Genomic DNA, 17,635 nt, shown 5'->3' with positions numbered 1-17,635 from the left:
ATCCTAGCCGATTCAAGGACAAAAGAATGCAGCCATTCAAAGTGCTACAGCACGCGTCTGAAAAGACGCACGCTGTAGCCAAGGTGGAAAGTCGGCCGCCCTCCGATTTTCAGGCCTGGAACGGGACTTCCCAACCTTGAATCGCTCGATGCAACCTTTGGGCCTGACGATAAAACTTTCAATTCAGGACCGCATCCGAAATCGCCTGACAAGCATTCCGTATCCAATGGCATTGCAGGACCCTCATGATTTGTGCTTGTCTAATCAGCGCGCCCGGGCAAAGTGTCCGCGGCGGGCAGGATGAAACCGAAACGGAATGCAGGACGACACTTTTCGAGTGAAGTTTTGGGGTGTAAGGGGCAGTTTACCGGTGTCCGGTGAGCAGTTCCTGCGCTATGGAGGCAACACGCCCTGCATCGAAGTCCGTTGCGGTGCGGAGGTGCTGATCTTCGACGCCGGCTCGGGATTGCGCGAGGCCGGTTTGTCGCTGATGTCCGAGGGCGTCTCCGAATTCGACGTCTTCTTCACCCACACCCATTACGATCACATCATTGGGCTGCCCTATTTCAAGCCGATCTACCGCTGCAGTTCGGCGGTGCGTTTCTGGTCCGGCCATCTGCACGGCAAGATGTCGACGGCGGAGATGATCAACGAGTTCATGCGGCCACCATGGTTTCCGGTCGGCCCGGGCATCTGTCAGGCAAGCCTCGACACGGTGGATTTCCGGCCGGGTGAAACGCTTTCGCCTCGCAAGGACGTTACGGTCCGCACGATGAGCCTTGTCCACCCGGGCGGTTGCGTCGGTTACAGGGTCGACTGGGGCGGGCGTGCCGTCGCTCTCATCTATGACCACGAGCACGAGCCGGGCATCCTCGATCCTGAACTGCTCGATTTCATCGCCGGCGCCGATCTCATGGTTTACGACTGCACCTACCTCGAGTCGGAGATGGCGGCCTATCGCGGCTACGGCCACTCGACCGGGATACACGGCTCGCGCCTGGCGATGGCCGCCGGCATTCCGCGCCTTGCCATGTTCCACCACGACCCCTCGCGTAACGATGCTGCACTTGCCGCGATGGAGCAGGAAGTACAGGCTTTCTTCGCGGGCGCCTTTGCGGCCCGCGACCATCAGGTCATCGACCTATGAGATCGGACACCTTGCGCCAGCGGCTGGCCGGGTGGGTGGCCGTGATCTCGAACAGCTTCGACAGAAACGCCCACACATTCTCGTCGTGGACGAGGTGATGCGTGAGAATACCGACCGAGCCTCCACCCTTGGCAACCTGCTCCAGCCTGGCCAGTACGTCTCGAACGATCTGCGCGTGATCGCGACAGCCGCGGCTTCCGCGCCAATCGATGACATCGACATGCGTGTTGATGATCTGCAGGCCGGGCCGAATGAGAGCGGCGGCCTTGCCGCTTGCCTCCGGGCCGAAGACCGAAAGCGCCCGGAAGCCGATGGCGCCAAGCCCTGCGACGACCTCCGCATCGATCCTGTTCCACGGCGGGACGAGCAGCGGCACAAAGGAGGTTGGAAAGAGCGCCCTGAGGCGGGCGTATCCGGTGCGCAATTCTTCCGAAACCGTGCCGCTGGGACGATGACCGCCGAGTTCCTGGCGCTTCTCTCCCGCCGGCGCATGGTTTTCGTGCGACCAACCATGGACCGCGACGCCGATGTCGCGGCGGCCGGCGAGGCAGCGCTCAAGGCGCGCGTCGGTATGCGCTGGGATCACCGCCAGGGTCAGGGGCACCGAAAACCGGTCGGTCAGTTCGAGCAGTCGATGAAGCGCCGCCGTCGGTTCGACCGCATCGTCATCGCGCAACCAGAAATCGGCGCTCTGGCCGGCTTCCTGCATTTGGTCGAGCCTGTCGATCAGCGCTTGCCAGATGGCTCCGGTATTCATCCTGACCTCCTCGCAAACGCGTTGAAAATCACCTGCAGGCGCTCTGCGGCCGCAGTCAGCGAGCGTTCCTCGAGGACGAAACGGCGCGCCCGATTGCCGAGTTCGGCGCGTAATGCAGCGTCACCGAGCAAGCGCCGGATCGCTTCCGCGAAAGCGTCGACATCTCCTGCCGCCGTCAACGCCCCGGTCTCCCCGTTTCTGACGACTTCGGGTACGCCGGCGGTCGCCTGCGCCACAACCGGCAAGCCGGCCGCCTGCGCCTCAAGATAGGACAGGCCGTAGGCCTCGCCGCATCCCGGCCAGACATAGAGATCGCTGCCGAAGAGGAGGTTCGCCACCGTTTCGGGCGCATGCTCGCCGACCCAGTCCAGCCGTCTCGCCGGCAACCCTGCAAACGCTTCCTGCACCTCGGCGCGCGATGGCCCGTCGCCAACGATGGTCAGTGTCCAGGGAATGTCGACGACCAGCCGCAGCGCAGCCGCGAGCATCTGATAGCTGTCCATCTTGTCGCCCGGGCGCATCATGGCGACCGCGATGAGGCGAGCGTCGCTAGATTTCGCCTTCGGCGTTCCCTGAAACCGTCGCACGTCGATGAAAGGTGCCAGCATGGCATAGCGCCCGTCCGGGATCGCCGCTTCGAGCCCCTTCCGATCGCGCTCGGTGAAACAGATGTTCACCGCCGCCTGCCTCGCGCCGTCGCCGACCGCGTCCTGTGCAAGCTTCCGCGCCCCCTCATTGCGGCGCGACGAATAGGAGCTTTCCGCCGTTACATAGGGAATCGAGAATTCGGCAGCGAGCGCCGGACCGATAAGGTCGGGGGCCTTGTAATAAGGATGATAGCAGAACCAAGCGTCCGGCGGCCCTTCTTCGGCCCACATCCGGCGAAGCCGGGCGATTTCCTCGTCGGCTTCCCTGAGCAGGTGCGAATAGGCGGCATCGGATGCTTCGCGCGAAAAGGCGCGCAGCGTTGAGGCGATTTGCGGCTCGTGTCCGCACAGCCTGAGCGCCTCGATCAGCATGCGCGCCATCTGCCTGTCGCCAGAGGGGACGGGATGATCCGGAGACTTCAATGGCGCGTAGAAGGCGATCCTCATGCGCCGCGAGCTATCCCGCCTTCCCCTTCCGATGTCAACATTAAGGCGCTCGCTGCGGCATGCTCCCCTGCTTCTACTCTGCGGCCGCCTCCCCGCCTTGCGGCGCAGCCAGGGCGGCGTTCTTCTTGGCGATGGCGTCGCGCGCCGCGGCGGCAGCGGCGCTCGCTTGCGTGTCGTCGCCGCCGCCGACCTGAACGGTTGGCGAGGCAAAACTGATTCCATTGGCGTCAAATGCCTCTTTGATCATCGCCTGGGCCCGCCGCCTGATCTGGGTTTGGTGACCCGGCTTGGTGGTCATGGCGAAGCTCAAGGTGATGCCGTAATCGCCGAACGTTTCGACGCCCTTCATCTTGACCGTTTCGATGAGCAGCGGCCCGAGTTCCTCATCCTCCAGCAGTTTGGCCCCGACACCCTTTACGACCTTCTTCACCTTGGCAACATCGGTGTCGTAGGAGACGTTGATCTTGAACTTGTCGATGACCCAGTCGCGGCTCATGTTCTGGACCGCGCCAAGCGTGCCGAACGGCACGGTGAATACCGGGCCGCGGTGGTGGCGCAGCTTGACTGAGCGAATGCTGAAGGATTCGACCGTTCCCATATAGCTGCCGCTCTGTATGTATTCGCCGACCCGGAAGGCATCATCCATCATATAGAAGATGCCGCTGATGATGTCCTTGACGAGCGTCTGCGAGCCGAAGCCGATGGCGACGCCGAAGACGCCGGCCCCGGCGATCAGCGGGCCTATCTCGACGCCGAGGCCGGAGAGCACCATCATGCCGGCGACCACGGCGATGAAGGCGGCAAGAAAGTTGCGCAGAATCGGCAACAGCGTGCGCAGACGCATGTTGCGGGCGAGCTGAATCGGATCCGCGACGTCGACGCCGGCCTGCTTCACACGAAAATTGATGAACTCCTTCGCCAGTTGCCAGACGAGGTCCGCCGCGAGCAGGATGACGACGCCGGCAAGGACACCGCGGAAGATGCGGTTGAAGACGTCGTCCTGCATCATCGAGCTGCCATTGAAGCGGAAGACGATGGCGAGCCACGCGGCGGCAAGCGCAATGATTGCAAACCGCGCGCCGCGGTCGATCAGCACATTGCGCATCACCCGGATGTTGCCGGCCGCATCGGCATCGAGCATCGTCCGCGTCGCAGCGCTGACGATGCGCAACAGCGGCGGCAGGCCGAGAACATAGACGCCGAGCCAGAACAGCACCTTCATGCCGGCCACCCAGACGACCCACAGCAGGATAAGGAAGGCAATGAGCAGCGCGTTGCGCAAGATCCGCCGCCCGACAGCAATGTCCGGAGCCGGCCGGCGGAGCACCGTTTCGATGCCGATGCCGAGCACGACGAGGCCAAGGGCGGCGCCGGTCAGGTCCCGAACGTCGGCCGGGAACGAGAGCGCCTGCATCATATCCATGACGGCCCACAGGGCGGCGGCGGCGCAGACGATCAGCACGAAACGCCTGTGCCAGAACCGTGCTACATCAGGTGCGGGCGACGGGCCTGCCACAGCGGTCTCGGCCCCATCCGCATTTTCTTCCGCCGGTTCCGTCATTGCAGCAGCGACCGCAATCAGCAGACGGGCGACGATCCAGGCGATCAAGAGCGGCGCGACCGCCGCCTCCAGCCGCCTCGGCCAGTCGGCCAGGACGAAAGCGGCAATCGCCGCGATCGCGAAGACGACGAGCGGCGCAATGCGGACAAAGGCCGCAAGGCCATATCCCGGCTCGACTGCGCTTCGGTTCGCACTCCGCCGCAGCAAATAGCGCAGAAGAAACTCGGCGCCGTAGCCGACAATGAGCACGAAGCCGAAACCACGCAGAATCGGCATGCTCCCCTCGTGCATTTCCGAGGCAATCCGCTCTCGTGCCGCCATCCATTCGGGAACCAGCCGCGGAGTGGCATCGCGCAACCCGGTAAGATGTCCCCTGATCTGCGCGACCCATTGCGAGGCGACGCCGCTCGGCGGCGTAGCAGCCTGCGGCGGCGGCGTCGTCTGCTTGGCGGCCAACCATTGCCGTACGTCCGGATCGTCCAGCAACTCGATCAACTGCTGGACTTTGGCCGGCGGCGCGGTCGGTGCAGCCTCCTGTGCGGCCAGGGGAGCGACGAAGCCGAAAACAAATTGAAGAACAAGGACGATCAGAGCGAGGACTGCGCCTTGCCCAGCAAACCTAAACGTCGAACTCATACAAGGGCCCCCCGTCATCGCGCTGGAAAGCCGCGCAAGGTCAGTTATATCAAATATTTGCGGTATACGTCAGGCCACAAACGGCCTGGCCGGTTGAGACGCGCAACGCCCAGATAGCCGGCGCGCACCGTTTCAGAGGAACGCTCCGATTAAGCAGCGTTATCAGGCATCTGCGAATGAATCTTCGGCGCCTGCTTCAACACGCATGAGACCAGGCCATCCCACTCCGCAAGTATCTGCTCGGGCATGTATCTTTGGGCGCTCGCTGCAGCCCTTGCCCCCAGTTGTTCCCTGAGCCCAGGATCGGCAAGTATCCTGTCGAGTGCCTGCGCAAGGGCTCCGACATCCTCCCTCGGTACCAGTATCCCGTCGCTCTCGTGCGTTATCATGACCCGGGGTCCCCATTCGCATTCAAAGGAAACAACAGGCAGGCCAGCAGCCATGGCTTCCAGCAGGACAATCCCCCATCCCTCGTAACGCGAGGACAGGACAAACGCATCTGCGGTTTCAACCCAAAGCCCGGGTCGTTCGGTGATCCCGGGCATGTCTACGCATTTCTGCAATCCGAGCGCGTCGCGCAATGCCTCGAGACTGCGCCGTTCGTCGCCCTCTCCCCAAATTACCAGGTGCCACTCGGGATGCGCGTTGGCGATCCTGGAGAAGGCGTTGAGCAAGAGGTCGAAGCCCTTCTGGTGGGTCAATCGGCCGACCGCTGCCAGAATGTGCTTGCCGCGTCTATTCTGCCAGTTCCGTGGCAAATCGACCGGATTTGCGATAACCCAGCCATTTCGGCGAATGTTCGATGGAAAATGATCCAACGCCCCTTGGGTCATCGTGACCAGACCGAATGCCCGAGGGTAAAGTCTTGTCCGAAGCCACTTCCAAAATAGCCCGAGGGGTTGCGAAGCGGGGTTATTGCGCTCGGAGATGACCACCGGAACCGCAAAGCCGATCGTCGCCAGGAGCGTCAGGACATTTGTTCGCGTCAGAAAGCTTAAGACGAAATCCGGCTGAGACCGTCGAATGGCGGACCGCAAGCGTCTAAATCGCTGAAGCACGAGGAAAGCCGACCTGAGCTTCGAGGCTCTACGGGGTGGGACACCCAGGCGGACAACGGCAATCTCGGGATGAAAATTGTAGTAGGGCTGCGCATCCGACGGCTCCAGCGTGATGAGCGTCACCGTCTGGCCGATGCTGTTCCAGTGGTTGGCAATGAGATTGACGATGTGCTCGGTACCGCCTGCGCCCAGGGCCGGAACGATGATCGTTATCCTTGCCCCGGCGGTCTCCGGCAATCCGAGCGCCCGAGAATCCGCGCGCTTGTCCATTCCGAAATGCCCTCCCACCGTTTCTCGAGCGATCGGAGCGAAGACTGCACTCTCAGCTCCCGCTGACCGCTAAGCGGATTCGCAAGGTGGCCGGCGCCGTGGACCCGCGAGCGCCCCTCGGCGCAACGGCAGGCGCGTTGTCGGCAGAATGCGAACTTTTCATCTGACAATCAACTTGCTGAACTGATTTTCCTAACGCTCTGCCAGCCGCGCTTTCCGGCTTTCCAAGGTGCATTTGCCAAATTGCGACGAGTGCGGAATGGCCTTTCGACAGTGCGGAATTCCTCGCAAGCTGGCTGTTTCGACTGGCTGCGCCACCAAACACATGATAGAAAATAAAAGAACAATGACGTGCAATATACACGCACTTGTATTCATCGACAGCACGACAAATTTGCATTCCTTGGGCGCAACGAGCTTATGGTTCCCCTCACGGCTGGGGGCACACGTCGGCGATGTAGTTGCTCAGACTGATTAGTTTCGCTTCATTGACCTTTGACCTTTCAGACATCCGCAGGATCGGCCGCCCATCGCGACTGCCAGACACCGGGGAGAGGGTAGCCGGCCTGTCGTCCGGATCGCAGGGCGATCTCTTCTGATCGTGCGAAGAGGTGGAAGACGCTTGAAGAACCTGATCGCACTTTTGGTCTCGGTGACCTTGGCGTTGGGAGCCGGGGAAGCAATGTTGCGGATGTTTACGCCGTTTCCGATCGGCACGCAGTCGCATCGGAGCATCGACGGGAAGTACGGCTATCGCCTCGATCCCACTCTCGGCGACGTCGATGAGGACGGCTTCCGGAATCTGGCTGGCGCCCATCATGGTTTTCAAGTCGCGGCGGTCGGCGACTCGATGACGTACGGCAACAACGTCGACAGTGCGCATGCCTGGCCGGCGGCCTTCGAGGCGATCACAGGCGAGCGCACATACAACTTTGGAGTCGGAAGCTATGGCATCTACTCCTACCACGCGATCGTGCTTGATGCGCTGGCTGGTGGGGCGAAAGGCGCAATTGTCGCCGTATTCCCTGGCAACGACTTCGCTGTGGTATTTTCCGCTTGCGATATAATGGACGCGCATTCCGACTTCTGGCTTGCAGAGCAGAAGCGACTTCAACTGCAAGCCCTCACCGGCCAAGTCGACGGCCAGTCGCAATGCACCAAGGCGCGATCGATCAGCCTCAAGACGAAGATCTTCGAGAATGTCGCCATTCTGAGCCTCTACCACTACGTGATAAGGGACCGCGCGAAGAGCTTGTACGCTCGCCTTTTCGATCGTGAACTCTCCGAATATTATACATTCCCGGACGGATGTCCCTCCGTGTCGAGGCGCTCTGCCGACGACGCCGGTCGAATGGCGGACCTGACGTCGTCCGAGACCGCTGCAATGTTTGGCGATTTTGAACGCTTTGCGGCCGATTGGGCTGAACGAGGGCGGGGCCGGGTCGGCCTCCTGGTGCTTCCGTCAAAAGAGCGTGTGATCTTCGAACATCTGCGGCGCCATAACCAACTCGCAATCGCCGAGCCTGGTTTTATCCGCAGCGTTGAACGCCAGATCGCGCTTGAGGAAAAAATCCGCGAGGTCGCAGACCGGCTTGATTTGCCGTATCGCAGCGCAGTTGCTGCAACGGCCGACGCCTTGCAGGAAGCTATCCTGGCTGGACAGCGCTTTTATCCGGACAGTGACGGCCACCCGTTTGAGTCCGGTTATAAAGCATTCGCAAGAACAGCGTCGTCGCTGTGGGATGACATGCAGGCGGCGACTTCCGAGACGAGCCATTCGCTGCGGCGGTGATTGCCACACGTCGGCTGCTTGCCGATTGCATCTGCGGAACTATGACGTCCGAACCGCACGGCCCGCGTCTCTCGTTGAGCTGGCGCGTGCCATGACGTCACGGAGAACCTGTGCGGCCCTCCCGACGGCAGCCGTGTCGAGAGCCGGATCGACCAGGAATGCGAAGCTCGTCTCTCCGAGCTCGCGCGCGTTCGGCAATCTCCTGTCAGGCCCCATGTTCAAGTCCACGAATGCCTTCTCGCGGTAGATCTCCGAACAGCTGCCGCTGAAGCAGGCGACCCCGGCGCTGTTGATCTCCGCGACGATCCGGTCCCTGCTCCATCCCGGCATCAGAAGCTCTGGCTTCAAGAAGGTGTAGAAGCGATACCAGGCATGCCGGGTACCCCGAGGAGGAAGGGGCGTACGCAAGGCGTCGATCTCCTCGGCGGCCTTGGCGAGGAGGGCAGCATTGTGCGCCCTGATGCTGTGCCATTGTTCGAGGCGCAGCAATTGTCGCGATCCCAATACCGCCTGGATAGATGTCATGCGCCAGTTGGTCCCGATCGATTCGTGCAGCCAGCGGAATCCGGGCGGGTGCTCTGTGTTGTAGACGGCATCGAAAGACTTGCCGTGGTCCTTGCGGCTCCACGCCTTCCTCCACAGCTCGTCATCGCTCATCGCCACGAGCCCGCCCTCGCCTCCGGTGGTGATGATCTTGTCCTGACAGAAGGAGAAGACCGCGATGTCGGCGAAGCTGCCTACCGGCCGACCGTCTATCTCGGCCCCGTGCGCCTGGGCGCAGTCCTCGATCACCCATAGCCCATTCTCGCGCGCGAATGCCATGATCGCCGGCATATCGCAGGGCCAGCCGGCAAGGTGGACGGCGATAATGCCCTTGGTCTTCGGCGTCAGCTTTGTCCTGATCGTTTCCACGGTGATGTTCTGGCTGTCGCGATCGACATCGGCAAAAACCGCGACCCCGCCCGCCATCGGCACAGCAGAGGCCGAGGCGATGAAGCTACGTGGGGTAACAATCACCTCGTCGCCAGGATGAAGCCCGAGCGCATATAGCGCCAAGTCCAGCGCCACCGATCCGTTCGCCACGGCCACCGCGTGCGTAACCCCGAGAAAACCCTCGTAGAGCTTCTCGAAGTTGCGGACATGCGGTCCGGTCCAGGCATTCACCTCGCCCGATCGAAGGACGGAGACGACGTCCTCGATCTGCTCCTCATCGTAGATCGGCCAGCGCGCCATTTATCCCTCCAGCTCCGCATTTCATCCGCCCCGGCCGGAGCCGAACGCCGCGGTCGGTGGTCTGCAAGTCAAACGACGTGTCGAACCAGAACGAACGCCTCGGCCGCAGGGCGCATCACCGTCGCCCCACGCAAGGTGGCAAGCGCACGCAGTGTCGCTATGGAGCGCTCGTGCGGTGGTTCGCGCAGCTGCGAGGCAAATAGCTGCATTGCCTCAACCTTCGCTTCGAGATGCTCGGTGATATCGACGAAAAAATTCGGCAGAAAACCCGGAGACAGATAGGGAGCGTTCCAGTTCGTTTCCGAGAGCGTTTCGTAGGCCAGGATCAGCTTCGGAAACTCCGCCTGGTGCGGTCGACAAGCGACCAGCGCCGAGGTGAAGGTCAGCTGATGATCCATATGCATGTCGCCCACAAAGGGAACGAGCACGGTTTTCGGGGCCAGACGCTGAATAAGATCAAGCAGCGCACCGTTGACCGACGCATGCGCGGTTTCGGCGAGCTGTGCGGCAGGCAAACGCAGCCAAAGGGTTTCCCGAACGCCCAAGACCTGGTGTGCCTCCCTCGCCTCGTCCTGCGTCCTGGCAATGGTCGCCGCATCGAATGTCGGCGGTTTCCCCTCAGTTACGATCGCGACAAAGACCTCCTCGCCCTGCGAGGCCAGCTTCGCGATCGTCCCGCCGGCGCCCAGCACCTCATCATCAGGATGCGGAGCGACGACTAAAGTGCGTCCGAAAGAGAAATGCGAACCGTCCATGGAGCCTCCAAAAGACCTTGCCGCTGCCGCCATCGCTTCATTGTCCATGGTTGCGGACCGCCCGAATAACATGAAGAAAATCTTTGGCGACTTTCAGATGCATGTCATTGACGCGCTCGCCGAAAACGATCGTCTTCAGTGTCAACAGCAGAATTCGCACATCGAGCCAAAGACTGGCATGCGCGACATACCAGAGATCAAGCGCGATCTTCTCCTCGTCCGATAGCAGCGTATTGCCATTCACCTGCGCCCAGCCCGTCATGCCGGGAGCGACCAGTGAGCGCAGGCGGCCGAGGTCACCGAAGCTCGCAACCGTCGCCAAGGGAAGAGGACGCGGGCCGACGATCGACATGTCGCCTGCGAGCACGGCGAAGAGTTGCGGCAGCTCGTCATAGCGCAGTTTGCGCAGCAGCGAAGTCGCAGCGGTCTGCCGCATCTGATCCGGCAGCGATGCGCCGTCCGGGCCGCAGGCGTTGGTCATCGTGCGAAACTTGGTAACCGTGAAGATCCGCATGCCCGCCCCGGCGCGGGCCTGGGTGAACAACAATGGCAAGCCGAGGCTCGCCCAAACGACGATCGCCGTTACCGCCATCAGCGGCAGGCAGAGGACGACAAGCGTTCCGGCAAGTGCACATTCAAGAACGCGCTTGAGACGGTATGGTCCCGACGAGGCAGGCAAACTAAAGGCGAAGACTGCATGCTCGCGATTGGGCTTCACTTCGCTGTCCTCGCGCATGGAGCGCGGTTCACGATATCAGTTGCCTGCGGAACGCTACATTCCGGCGATACTCACGACCACGACATCGCCCGGCAGCAATTCCGTGCCGAGCGACGCCTCATGGCTGGTCGGTTTGCCGCCATCGGCGTTTCGACGGATCTCATAGGCATAGGAAATTTGATTTTTCTTCGATTCATCCCGGGCCACCGCGGCCAGAAGGAGGATCTGCTCTTCAGCGGAGCGTTGCTCCGAGATCAGCTTCTTGATGGCAATTTCACGCTCCTGGAGCTGGGTCAGAATATCCTTCTTCCTGTCAGCTGCGAGCTTTACCAGTTGCAATTTCAGCTCACTCACCTCCTGGCGCGTACGCGCAAGGGTCGCAAAGGTTTCCAGAAGTTGGGCCTTTTCCGTTGCCGCGCTGTTCTCCGCGCGTGACAGCTCGCTTTCGGTGTTTAGTCCCCGCTGACGCAGCGCACCGACGCGCGCCACATCGTCGACGCTGTTACTGACTATATCCTTTTGCTGCTGCACCAGCTCGTTCAGTATCTCTATCCCACCCTCGGCCTGGGCAATCCCTTCCGTGAGAATTTGCGCTTGCGATCTATAGGCGGCGAGATCCTCCTTCAGGATCTTCTCCTCGAGCGCGATGACGCCCTCAACCGGCACTCCCTCGACATGCGTGCGGGCGACCTCCGGGACGTCGTCCAGGTCGACCTTCTCGGTTGATTTCAGCTGCGCCACAAGTCTCGCCGCATAGACGGCCTCATGAACGATTTCGGCTCTTGCGGACTCTATTTCCCCCCGCAGGCGGGCGCGGACAAGAAGCCGGTCGGACGCGTTCGACGCGATAATCTGCATCCCGCCTGCAAGGCCGATGGCCTGCTCTACCGTTAGACCGCTATAGAAGGGAAACGAACCCGGACTCCTGACCTCACCAAGGACGAAAATCGGCCGGAAGGTCGAAATATTGAGGGACAGTTTTGGATCGACGAGGATCTCGCGTGTCCGGTACTCGCTGCGAAGCTTTTCGAGGGCCTCCGTTATCGTGAGACCGACGAGGTTGACCCCGCCGATAAGGGGGAACTCTGCTTCGCCGTTGCCTGAAATGGTCGCGGGTACTGGCAACTCGGCATCGTCCAGGAAGTCGAAGGTCAGAACGTCTCCGGTGTTGAGCCGATAGTCACTGGCAGACGCAAGCGACGTCGGGCCTACCAAGAGTCCGACGACCAGCAGCACGATCGCCAAAACATACGCGCCCCAAACCCGTGGGGACAAGCACGTGGCCGTTAGCGCAGGTAATGTCCCCATCGCAACCGCCCTCCAAAGCAACAAAGAAAAGGCTATCAAAATATCTTGCGCGACTATATTCTCCCTCATACTGTCCCGTCAAAGGATTTTAGTTGTTTATTGCGCCGGCGACCGGCAAGGCGACTTTCCTAAACGCTCAAAAAAAGATGCGCCTAGGGAGGCCGCGCGGGTGCCCTGCCCTGCGGCGTCGGGCCCACTCCGGATAGATTTATGGGGGCATCAGCCTCATGCCACGGCAGAAGGGCGGCGTTTTTTTGATCAGGCGGCCTCGTTAGAGGCAGGAGGTCTCGTTTGGCGATTCGAGAAGAGCTGGCCAAATACTTCAACCGCCTCCACAAGATACTCGCTCGGGAAAAAGGCCTGAAAGGCCGTCTGGGAAATATAAGACATCTGCTGACAGGGAATGCGCTTACCTCTCTGCTGGGCCTCGTTGGGTTCGCCTTGACGGCCAGGGCGCTTGGTCCGTCTGAGTATGGTGTCTTGGCGCTTTGCTTCACCTACACGAGCGCCATAGAGCGGCTCGTGAACTTCCAGTCCTGGCAGCCACTGATCAAATTCGGCGCGCAATCGACGAGCACGGATACGCTCGCTTCGTTGTTCAAGTTCGGCCTTCTGCTTGACGTTTCCGCGGCGGCGACCGGATGCGTGATTGCTGTGGTGCTCGTGTGGGCCTTCGGTCCCTCGCTCGGGATCTCGGCCGAGATGTCCGGACTCGTCATGCTTTTTTGTGCCATTCTGCCGTTTCGCATCTCCGGCATGCCGCTGGCCGTGCTGCGCCTGTTCGGGAACTTTCGATCGATCGCCTACGGCCAGGTCGCGTCGAGCATTTTCCGCGCGGGATTGTGCGCAATAGGCTTTGCCTTCGGAGGTACTTTGCAGGAATTCGTCCTGATCTGGATGGCGGCCCAAATCTTCGGCTCGCTGTCGGTCGTCTTCCTTTCGTTTGCGGAGTTGCGCAGACAAGGAATGTTGGCGAGCATGCTTAAAGCCTCCGTTCGCGGTATCACCGCTCATTTTCCAGGTCTCTGGAAATTCGCGATCTCGACGAACCTGTCATTGACCCTGCGTTCGAGTGCCAACCAGCTCGACACGCTTCTCGTCGGATACCTGGCCGACCCGACCGCGGCGGGTCTTTATCACATTGCGAAACGCATCGGGCGAATGACGCTGCAAATCGGAGATCACGTGCAGGCCGTGCTCTACCCGGATTTGGCCCGGGCCTGGGCCTCGAGCGCATATGAAGCGTTTCATCGGGCCGTCACGCAAATGCGCGTGCTTCTTTTCGGCTTCGGACTATTGCTGGTCGGCGCGGTGTATCTGGCGATCGATCCGGTGCTAAGGGTGGCCGTCGGTCCGGATTTCGAGGCGGCGGGCCCGTTGGTCGTCGTTCAATCCATCGCGGCGGCTATGACGTTGTATGGTACAGTCACGCGCTCCGCGCTTCTGGCCATGGGGCGGGAGCACCGGGTGCTAAGCAGCGTGCTCGTCGCAACAATCGCATTTCATGGCACGGCGTTGGCGCTGATCCCGCGCGTCGGGCCCATGGGCGCCAATTTGGCACATATCGTCATGGCCGCCATCTGGCTCTGGATGATGGCGGTCGCGTATCGGCAGAAATAGGCAAGATAGAAGAACGCCTCTCTCGAGACCTGTGACGGAGGGAAATCCATGAAGTTGCACGATATCGATTTCCTGATTATCGGCGCGACCAAGAGCGCCACGACGTGGCTCCAGCAATCGCTGCAACAGCACCCCGGCATCTACATGCCGGCTCCGGAATTGCATTATTTCAGCCGCTTCTATGATCGTGGAGACCAGTGGTACCTCTCGAACTTCGAAGGACAGAAGGATCGACGTCTCGTCGGCGAAAAATCCAATTCCTATATGGATACAGAGGGCGCAGCCGGGCGGATAAGCCAGAAACTTCCCGACGCGATGCTGATCGCACAGCTGCGCAATCCCATCGAGCGTGCCTACTCGGACTACTGCATGCTTTACCGCCGGGGCGAAGTCGGCCGCGACATCGCCCAGTATCTTGACCCACGCAGAGCTGCCGGCGGGCGTTTCCTGAGCGGCGGCCTCTACTTTCAGCAGTTGCGAGCCTATTTTGATCGGTTTCCAGCCGAGCAGATACTTGTCGTGCTTTACGAGGACATGCGACTTGATGCGTTTGCACAGCTCGACCGTGTGCGGAAGCACCTGAGGATGGCGGACGATCCGCCGCTCCGGCCCCTGGAGAAGAAAGTCAAAGACAAGGCGGAGCCGATGATCCACCCGACTTTGCGCCGTCTGCTGCGCCCCTTGAAGCCGATTGTCGCTCCCTTCAGGAACAGTGCAGGATTCAAGCGAATGCGGTCAATCGCCGCTGCCGAAGTGCAGTATGCGCCGTTGACCCGGGAACTGCGGGAACGCATTGGCGATTTCTACGCCACGGAGATCGAGAAGCTCGGCGCTATCGTCGGCAGGGACCTGAACGGATGGCTGAGAAATGGGAGCGTTCGGGAGTGAGCACTGCCGCCAAGCACGCCACCGCAAGCAGAGGGTGAACGAGCCGATCATGTTGACGATGCCTCTTGAGTTGACGCGTCAGTAGACGGCCACCCAAAACCTCGCTCGCTTAAGTTCTTGGCACCTTATCGACAGACCAATGGACTCACAAAGCCATCCGCAGTTGCGGGGGCGCGGTAATCCAGCACGAGCCTTTCGATCTCCGATCCCCCGCCGACGCGCTCCAATGCGGTAAACGATCCGTTCCCGTTTAGCTCAAACAGGGTGCCGGCGTTTTCACGAGCAAGATTGGTGCGGGCGATCATGAGCAAGGCGCCGGGACCGCGGAGATAGGAGTGAATGTTTTCGATTGCGAACTGAATCTGATCCGGAGGAAAGTATCCTGTATTCAGGATGTTGGCGGCGCGCACCATGTCGAACCGGCGAATAAGGCGCTCCGACCGGCACATAATGTCATTTTCAACAAATTCGATTTCACCATTCGATGGCAATGACCGGGTGATCATTTGCACCGGCCTGCTCATACCGGCCCTTATGCATGAGCGCAGGCGGGGTCTCAGGAGGCTGTGGCCAAGCATGAGTGGAATAAAAGCAAGCGTCACGTAGTCCAGTCTTCGGACCCATGGACGAACTGCGATACCCCGGACGTCATATTGCAACGGCCAACCCTCCGGATCGCAGAAAACTCTAAACCCCGGAACCAGTTCGACGATGTGGGCCTCGATGAAGAGATCGGTTGCTACAATGCTGACAGCACTTCCACAATCCGTCAGGAATCTGGCGAGTTCCACGGTCGTTAGCCCGGTGGAAACTCCCACGTCGAGAACCTCGCGAAGCGAGCCCGCGCGCTCCTCGAGATATGGTCGGAACGCGACCTCCAGTTCTTGAAAACGCGACGGGTGGGTCAGCTTGAAAGTGCCGTTCCGCATTTTAAGCATTGCGAAGAACGCAGATTCCAACGCCACGTCGGTCGAATCCGTCTCCGATGAATAGAACTTGCTGGCACTCAAGATCATGGCCTATCGATCCCCCTCGCTTCCCGTTAACCCAGACGAACACGCCGCACGAGTCGCCGATTGCGATCATCTCGCCGGCGCCAGCGCATCGGTCTTTCAAGCCCCTGCACATCGGACGCATCAACACCCATATTGGCTTGCGGTATTTTCGCTACGCGTGCCTTACAATCGCGAGCAACGCGTGCATCAGCTTATTGTTGGGGTAGTTGAACGCCGCCGTCGGGATCGCCGGCCATGAAATGGAGAAACTCTTCGAGGTTTGACCACCCGTCACCATCCATGTCCCGTTGACCATCATCAGCCTGCATTGGATCGATGCCGTTCTTGGTCTCCCAATCATCTGAAATGCCGTCCATATCCGCGTCCTGGTATGGCGTTCCAGCATCAAGATCGGGCCATCCGCCAACGTCGCGCGGATCCGTTTTGAGCAGTTGCCCGCTGCGGCTCTTGACGGCCTCAATGATGCGATTGTCGACCGCGTCGCGCTCTGGCCTTGTGGCACCGGCATTCGCCAGAACTTCGTCGTAGGCGACCATGGGCAGGGCCGTGCGGATCGTCGGCACCTCAAACGGCGTCTTCACGACAAACCGTCTTTGATCCTCGGCCAGAACCAGGCTGTCATCCTGGTCAGCCTGAGTACGATAGGGTTCGTCATAGTTGTCCTTGACATAGATCGAGTGACCCTCTCCGCTTTCGGTGAAAAGGTGCACCATGTGGTCGTTGCGCAACTTCTTTCCTGCGATCTTGTAATTGCCGACGACATTGGCCTGGATATGCGTCCATTCATCGCCAAAGCTCACGACGTATTGCCACGCTGGCGAGAAGAAGACATTGTTAACGACATCCGCGACCGCGCCTGGAATTTTCATTTTTATCTGCGGATTTCTGAACCTGCCGAACGCAAAAAGCGAGTGGTGCACTGAAACGTTGCCGCCCTTGGTGAACAGCATGTTGCGGGCACGATCGTCTTTCCCCGGGCCGCCTTTCAGCAGCGGCTCACTGGCAATTCCCCATTGCCAAGTGAAGTTGCTGGCGTCTTCTGAATCGACCGTCTCGTCAGATCCCCAGCTGGCGGAGATATGATCAAGGATGATGTCTCTCGCCGCCTCAGAGTACATTCCGAGACCGCCGGAACAGCAAGCCTTGCGCGCATGCGGCCCGGGGCGAAGGCGAACGTGCCGTATGATCACGTCATTGGTCCAGATTTCAATTGAGGGGCGAAGTTGCCTCTCACCGTTGCGAATGGCGACCCCGCCGCCCGGGGCCGTCTCTCCGGCAATGGTCAAGAACGGACTCCGAACAACCAGCGACTTCTCGCGTAGCGTTATGGTACCGCCTGTGCGGAAAATGCAAACGCGTGGCCCGGATGCTTCGACGCAATCACGCAGAGATCCGGGCCCTTTCTCGTTTGTGTTAACGACATAGATCACCTTGCCGCCTCGGCCTCCAACGGAACCGGCGCCGAAGCCTTCGGCGGTGGGAAAGGCACGCTGCCTGCCGTCTGGAAGCTTGGGTGAAAGCGGTTCCTGGACCGCCGTTGCAGCCTCAGCCTGCCGCAGAGGCCCAGTCCACGATCCAAGGATTAGCCCTGCCAACATCAGCGGAGCCGCAACAAGGTCGGGGCCGTGCCAGGTTCGGGATCCTCGCGAAGCGGTTGAACGCGCAACCAGCATAAGTTTTCCCTCGCGCTTGCGGGCGATGCTTAGAGCGGGATGAGGAAAAGTGTGTGCGGTTTTCCGCCCGCATCCCGCTCTAATCTATTAGAATCGATCACGTTCATGA

The 17,635-nt window shown here is 60.5% G+C and carries 14 protein-coding genes; 4 read left to right on the top strand and 10 right to left on the bottom strand.

What is annotated here, in order from left to right; translation table 11 throughout:
• Nucleotides 1–316: 316 nt before the first annotated feature.
• Nucleotides 317–1,147, top strand: a complete 831-nt coding sequence (locus NGR_RS05835; RefSeq protein WP_015887324.1) for an MBL fold metallo-hydrolase — start codon at nt 317–319, stop codon at nt 1,145–1,147.
• Here NGR_RS05835 and NGR_RS05830 read toward each other — a convergent pair.
• The 4 genes from NGR_RS05830 to NGR_RS05815 all read right to left on the bottom strand — a co-directional run bounded on the left by NGR_RS05830 (nt 1,134) and on the right by NGR_RS05815 (nt 6,523).
• Nucleotides 1,134–1,904, bottom strand: a complete 771-nt coding sequence (locus NGR_RS05830) for a polysaccharide deacetylase family protein (RefSeq protein ID WP_015887323.1) — start codon at nt 1,902–1,904, stop codon at nt 1,134–1,136. The genes NGR_RS05835 and NGR_RS05830 overlap by 14 nt on opposite strands.
• Entirely contained in the window at nt 1,901–2,998 is a 1,098-nt protein-coding gene (locus NGR_RS05825) for a glycosyltransferase family 4 protein (RefSeq protein WP_015887322.1), read from the bottom strand. Before NGR_RS05825 ends, NGR_RS05830 begins: the two co-directional genes overlap by 4 nt.
• Before the next feature lie 73 nt (nt 2,999–3,071).
• Nucleotides 3,072–5,195 carry a mechanosensitive ion channel family protein gene (locus NGR_RS05820; RefSeq protein ID WP_015887321.1) on the bottom strand — a complete coding sequence of 708 codons (2,124 nt, stop codon included), beginning with the start codon at nt 5,193–5,195 and terminating at the stop codon, nt 3,072–3,074.
• 149 nt (nt 5,196–5,344) lie between these two features.
• Nucleotides 5,345–6,523, bottom strand: a complete 1,179-nt coding sequence (locus NGR_RS05815) for a glycosyltransferase family 4 protein (RefSeq protein ID WP_015887320.1) — start codon at nt 6,521–6,523, stop codon at nt 5,345–5,347.
• Nucleotides 6,524–7,145: 622 nt separating this feature from the next.
• Between NGR_RS05815 and NGR_RS05810 the strand changes: the two genes are divergently transcribed.
• Nucleotides 7,146–8,315, top strand: coding sequence for a hypothetical protein (locus NGR_RS05810; RefSeq protein ID WP_015887318.1), 1,170 nt, complete (start codon nt 7,146–7,148; stop codon nt 8,313–8,315).
• A gap of 39 nt (nt 8,316–8,354) precedes the next feature.
• On the opposite strand, the gene NGR_RS05805 is transcribed toward NGR_RS05810, so the two are convergent.
• From NGR_RS05805 to NGR_RS05790, 4 genes are all read right to left on the bottom strand, one after another.
• Nucleotides 8,355–9,548 carry a DegT/DnrJ/EryC1/StrS family aminotransferase gene (locus NGR_RS05805; protein ID WP_015887317.1) on the bottom strand — a complete coding sequence of 398 codons (1,194 nt, stop codon included), beginning with the start codon at nt 9,546–9,548 and terminating at the stop codon, nt 8,355–8,357.
• A 68-nt stretch (nt 9,549–9,616) separates the two neighbouring features.
• Complete coding sequence (locus tag NGR_RS05800) at nt 9,617–10,303, bottom strand: PIG-L deacetylase family protein (RefSeq protein ID WP_015887316.1); 687 nt, start codon at nt 10,301–10,303, stop codon at nt 9,617–9,619.
• A 37-nt stretch (nt 10,304–10,340) separates the two neighbouring features.
• The gene (locus NGR_RS05795; protein ID WP_164924082.1) at nt 10,341–11,021 is read right to left on the bottom strand and encodes a sugar transferase; all 681 of its coding nucleotides are present in this window, start codon (nt 11,019–11,021) and stop codon (nt 10,341–10,343) included.
• 54 nt (nt 11,022–11,075) lie between these two features.
• Nucleotides 11,076–12,329: a polysaccharide biosynthesis/export family protein gene (locus NGR_RS05790; protein ID WP_164923913.1), complete on the bottom strand. Its 1,254-nt coding sequence runs from the start codon at nt 12,327–12,329 to the stop codon at nt 11,076–11,078.
• Nucleotides 12,330–12,620: 291 nt separating this feature from the next.
• On the opposite strand from NGR_RS05790, the gene NGR_RS05785 reads away from it, so the two are divergent.
• Together NGR_RS05785 and NGR_RS05780 are read left to right on the top strand one after the other, a co-directional pair.
• On the top strand, nt 12,621–13,949 hold the full coding sequence (locus NGR_RS05785) for a lipopolysaccharide biosynthesis protein (protein ID WP_015887313.1): 1,329 nt from the start codon (nt 12,621–12,623) through the stop codon (nt 13,947–13,949).
• A 48-nt stretch (nt 13,950–13,997) separates the two neighbouring features.
• Nucleotides 13,998–14,837, top strand: coding sequence for a sulfotransferase family protein (locus NGR_RS05780; protein ID WP_015887312.1), 840 nt, complete (start codon nt 13,998–14,000; stop codon nt 14,835–14,837).
• A 125-nt stretch (nt 14,838–14,962) separates the two neighbouring features.
• Here the strand turns inward: NGR_RS05780 and NGR_RS05775 are convergent, their stop codons facing one another.
• Nucleotides 14,963–15,853 (bottom strand): ATP-binding protein, encoded by an 891-nt coding sequence (locus NGR_RS05775; protein WP_015887311.1) that lies wholly within the window; start codon nt 15,851–15,853, stop codon nt 14,963–14,965.
• A 191-nt stretch (nt 15,854–16,044) separates the two neighbouring features.
• A complete protein-coding gene (locus tag NGR_RS05770; RefSeq protein ID WP_015887310.1) occupies nt 16,045–17,526 on the bottom strand; it encodes a pectate lyase in 1,482 nt (493 codons plus the stop codon).
• Between the last annotated feature and the right edge of the window lie 109 nt (nt 17,527–17,635).

Source organism: Sinorhizobium fredii NGR234, assembly GCF_000018545.1.
GTDB classification, from domain to species: domain Bacteria; phylum Pseudomonadota; class Alphaproteobacteria; order Rhizobiales; family Rhizobiaceae; genus Sinorhizobium; species Sinorhizobium fredii_A.
The sequence above is the reverse complement of the archived record's forward strand: the minus strand, read 5'-3'. Positions and strand labels throughout refer to the sequence as shown.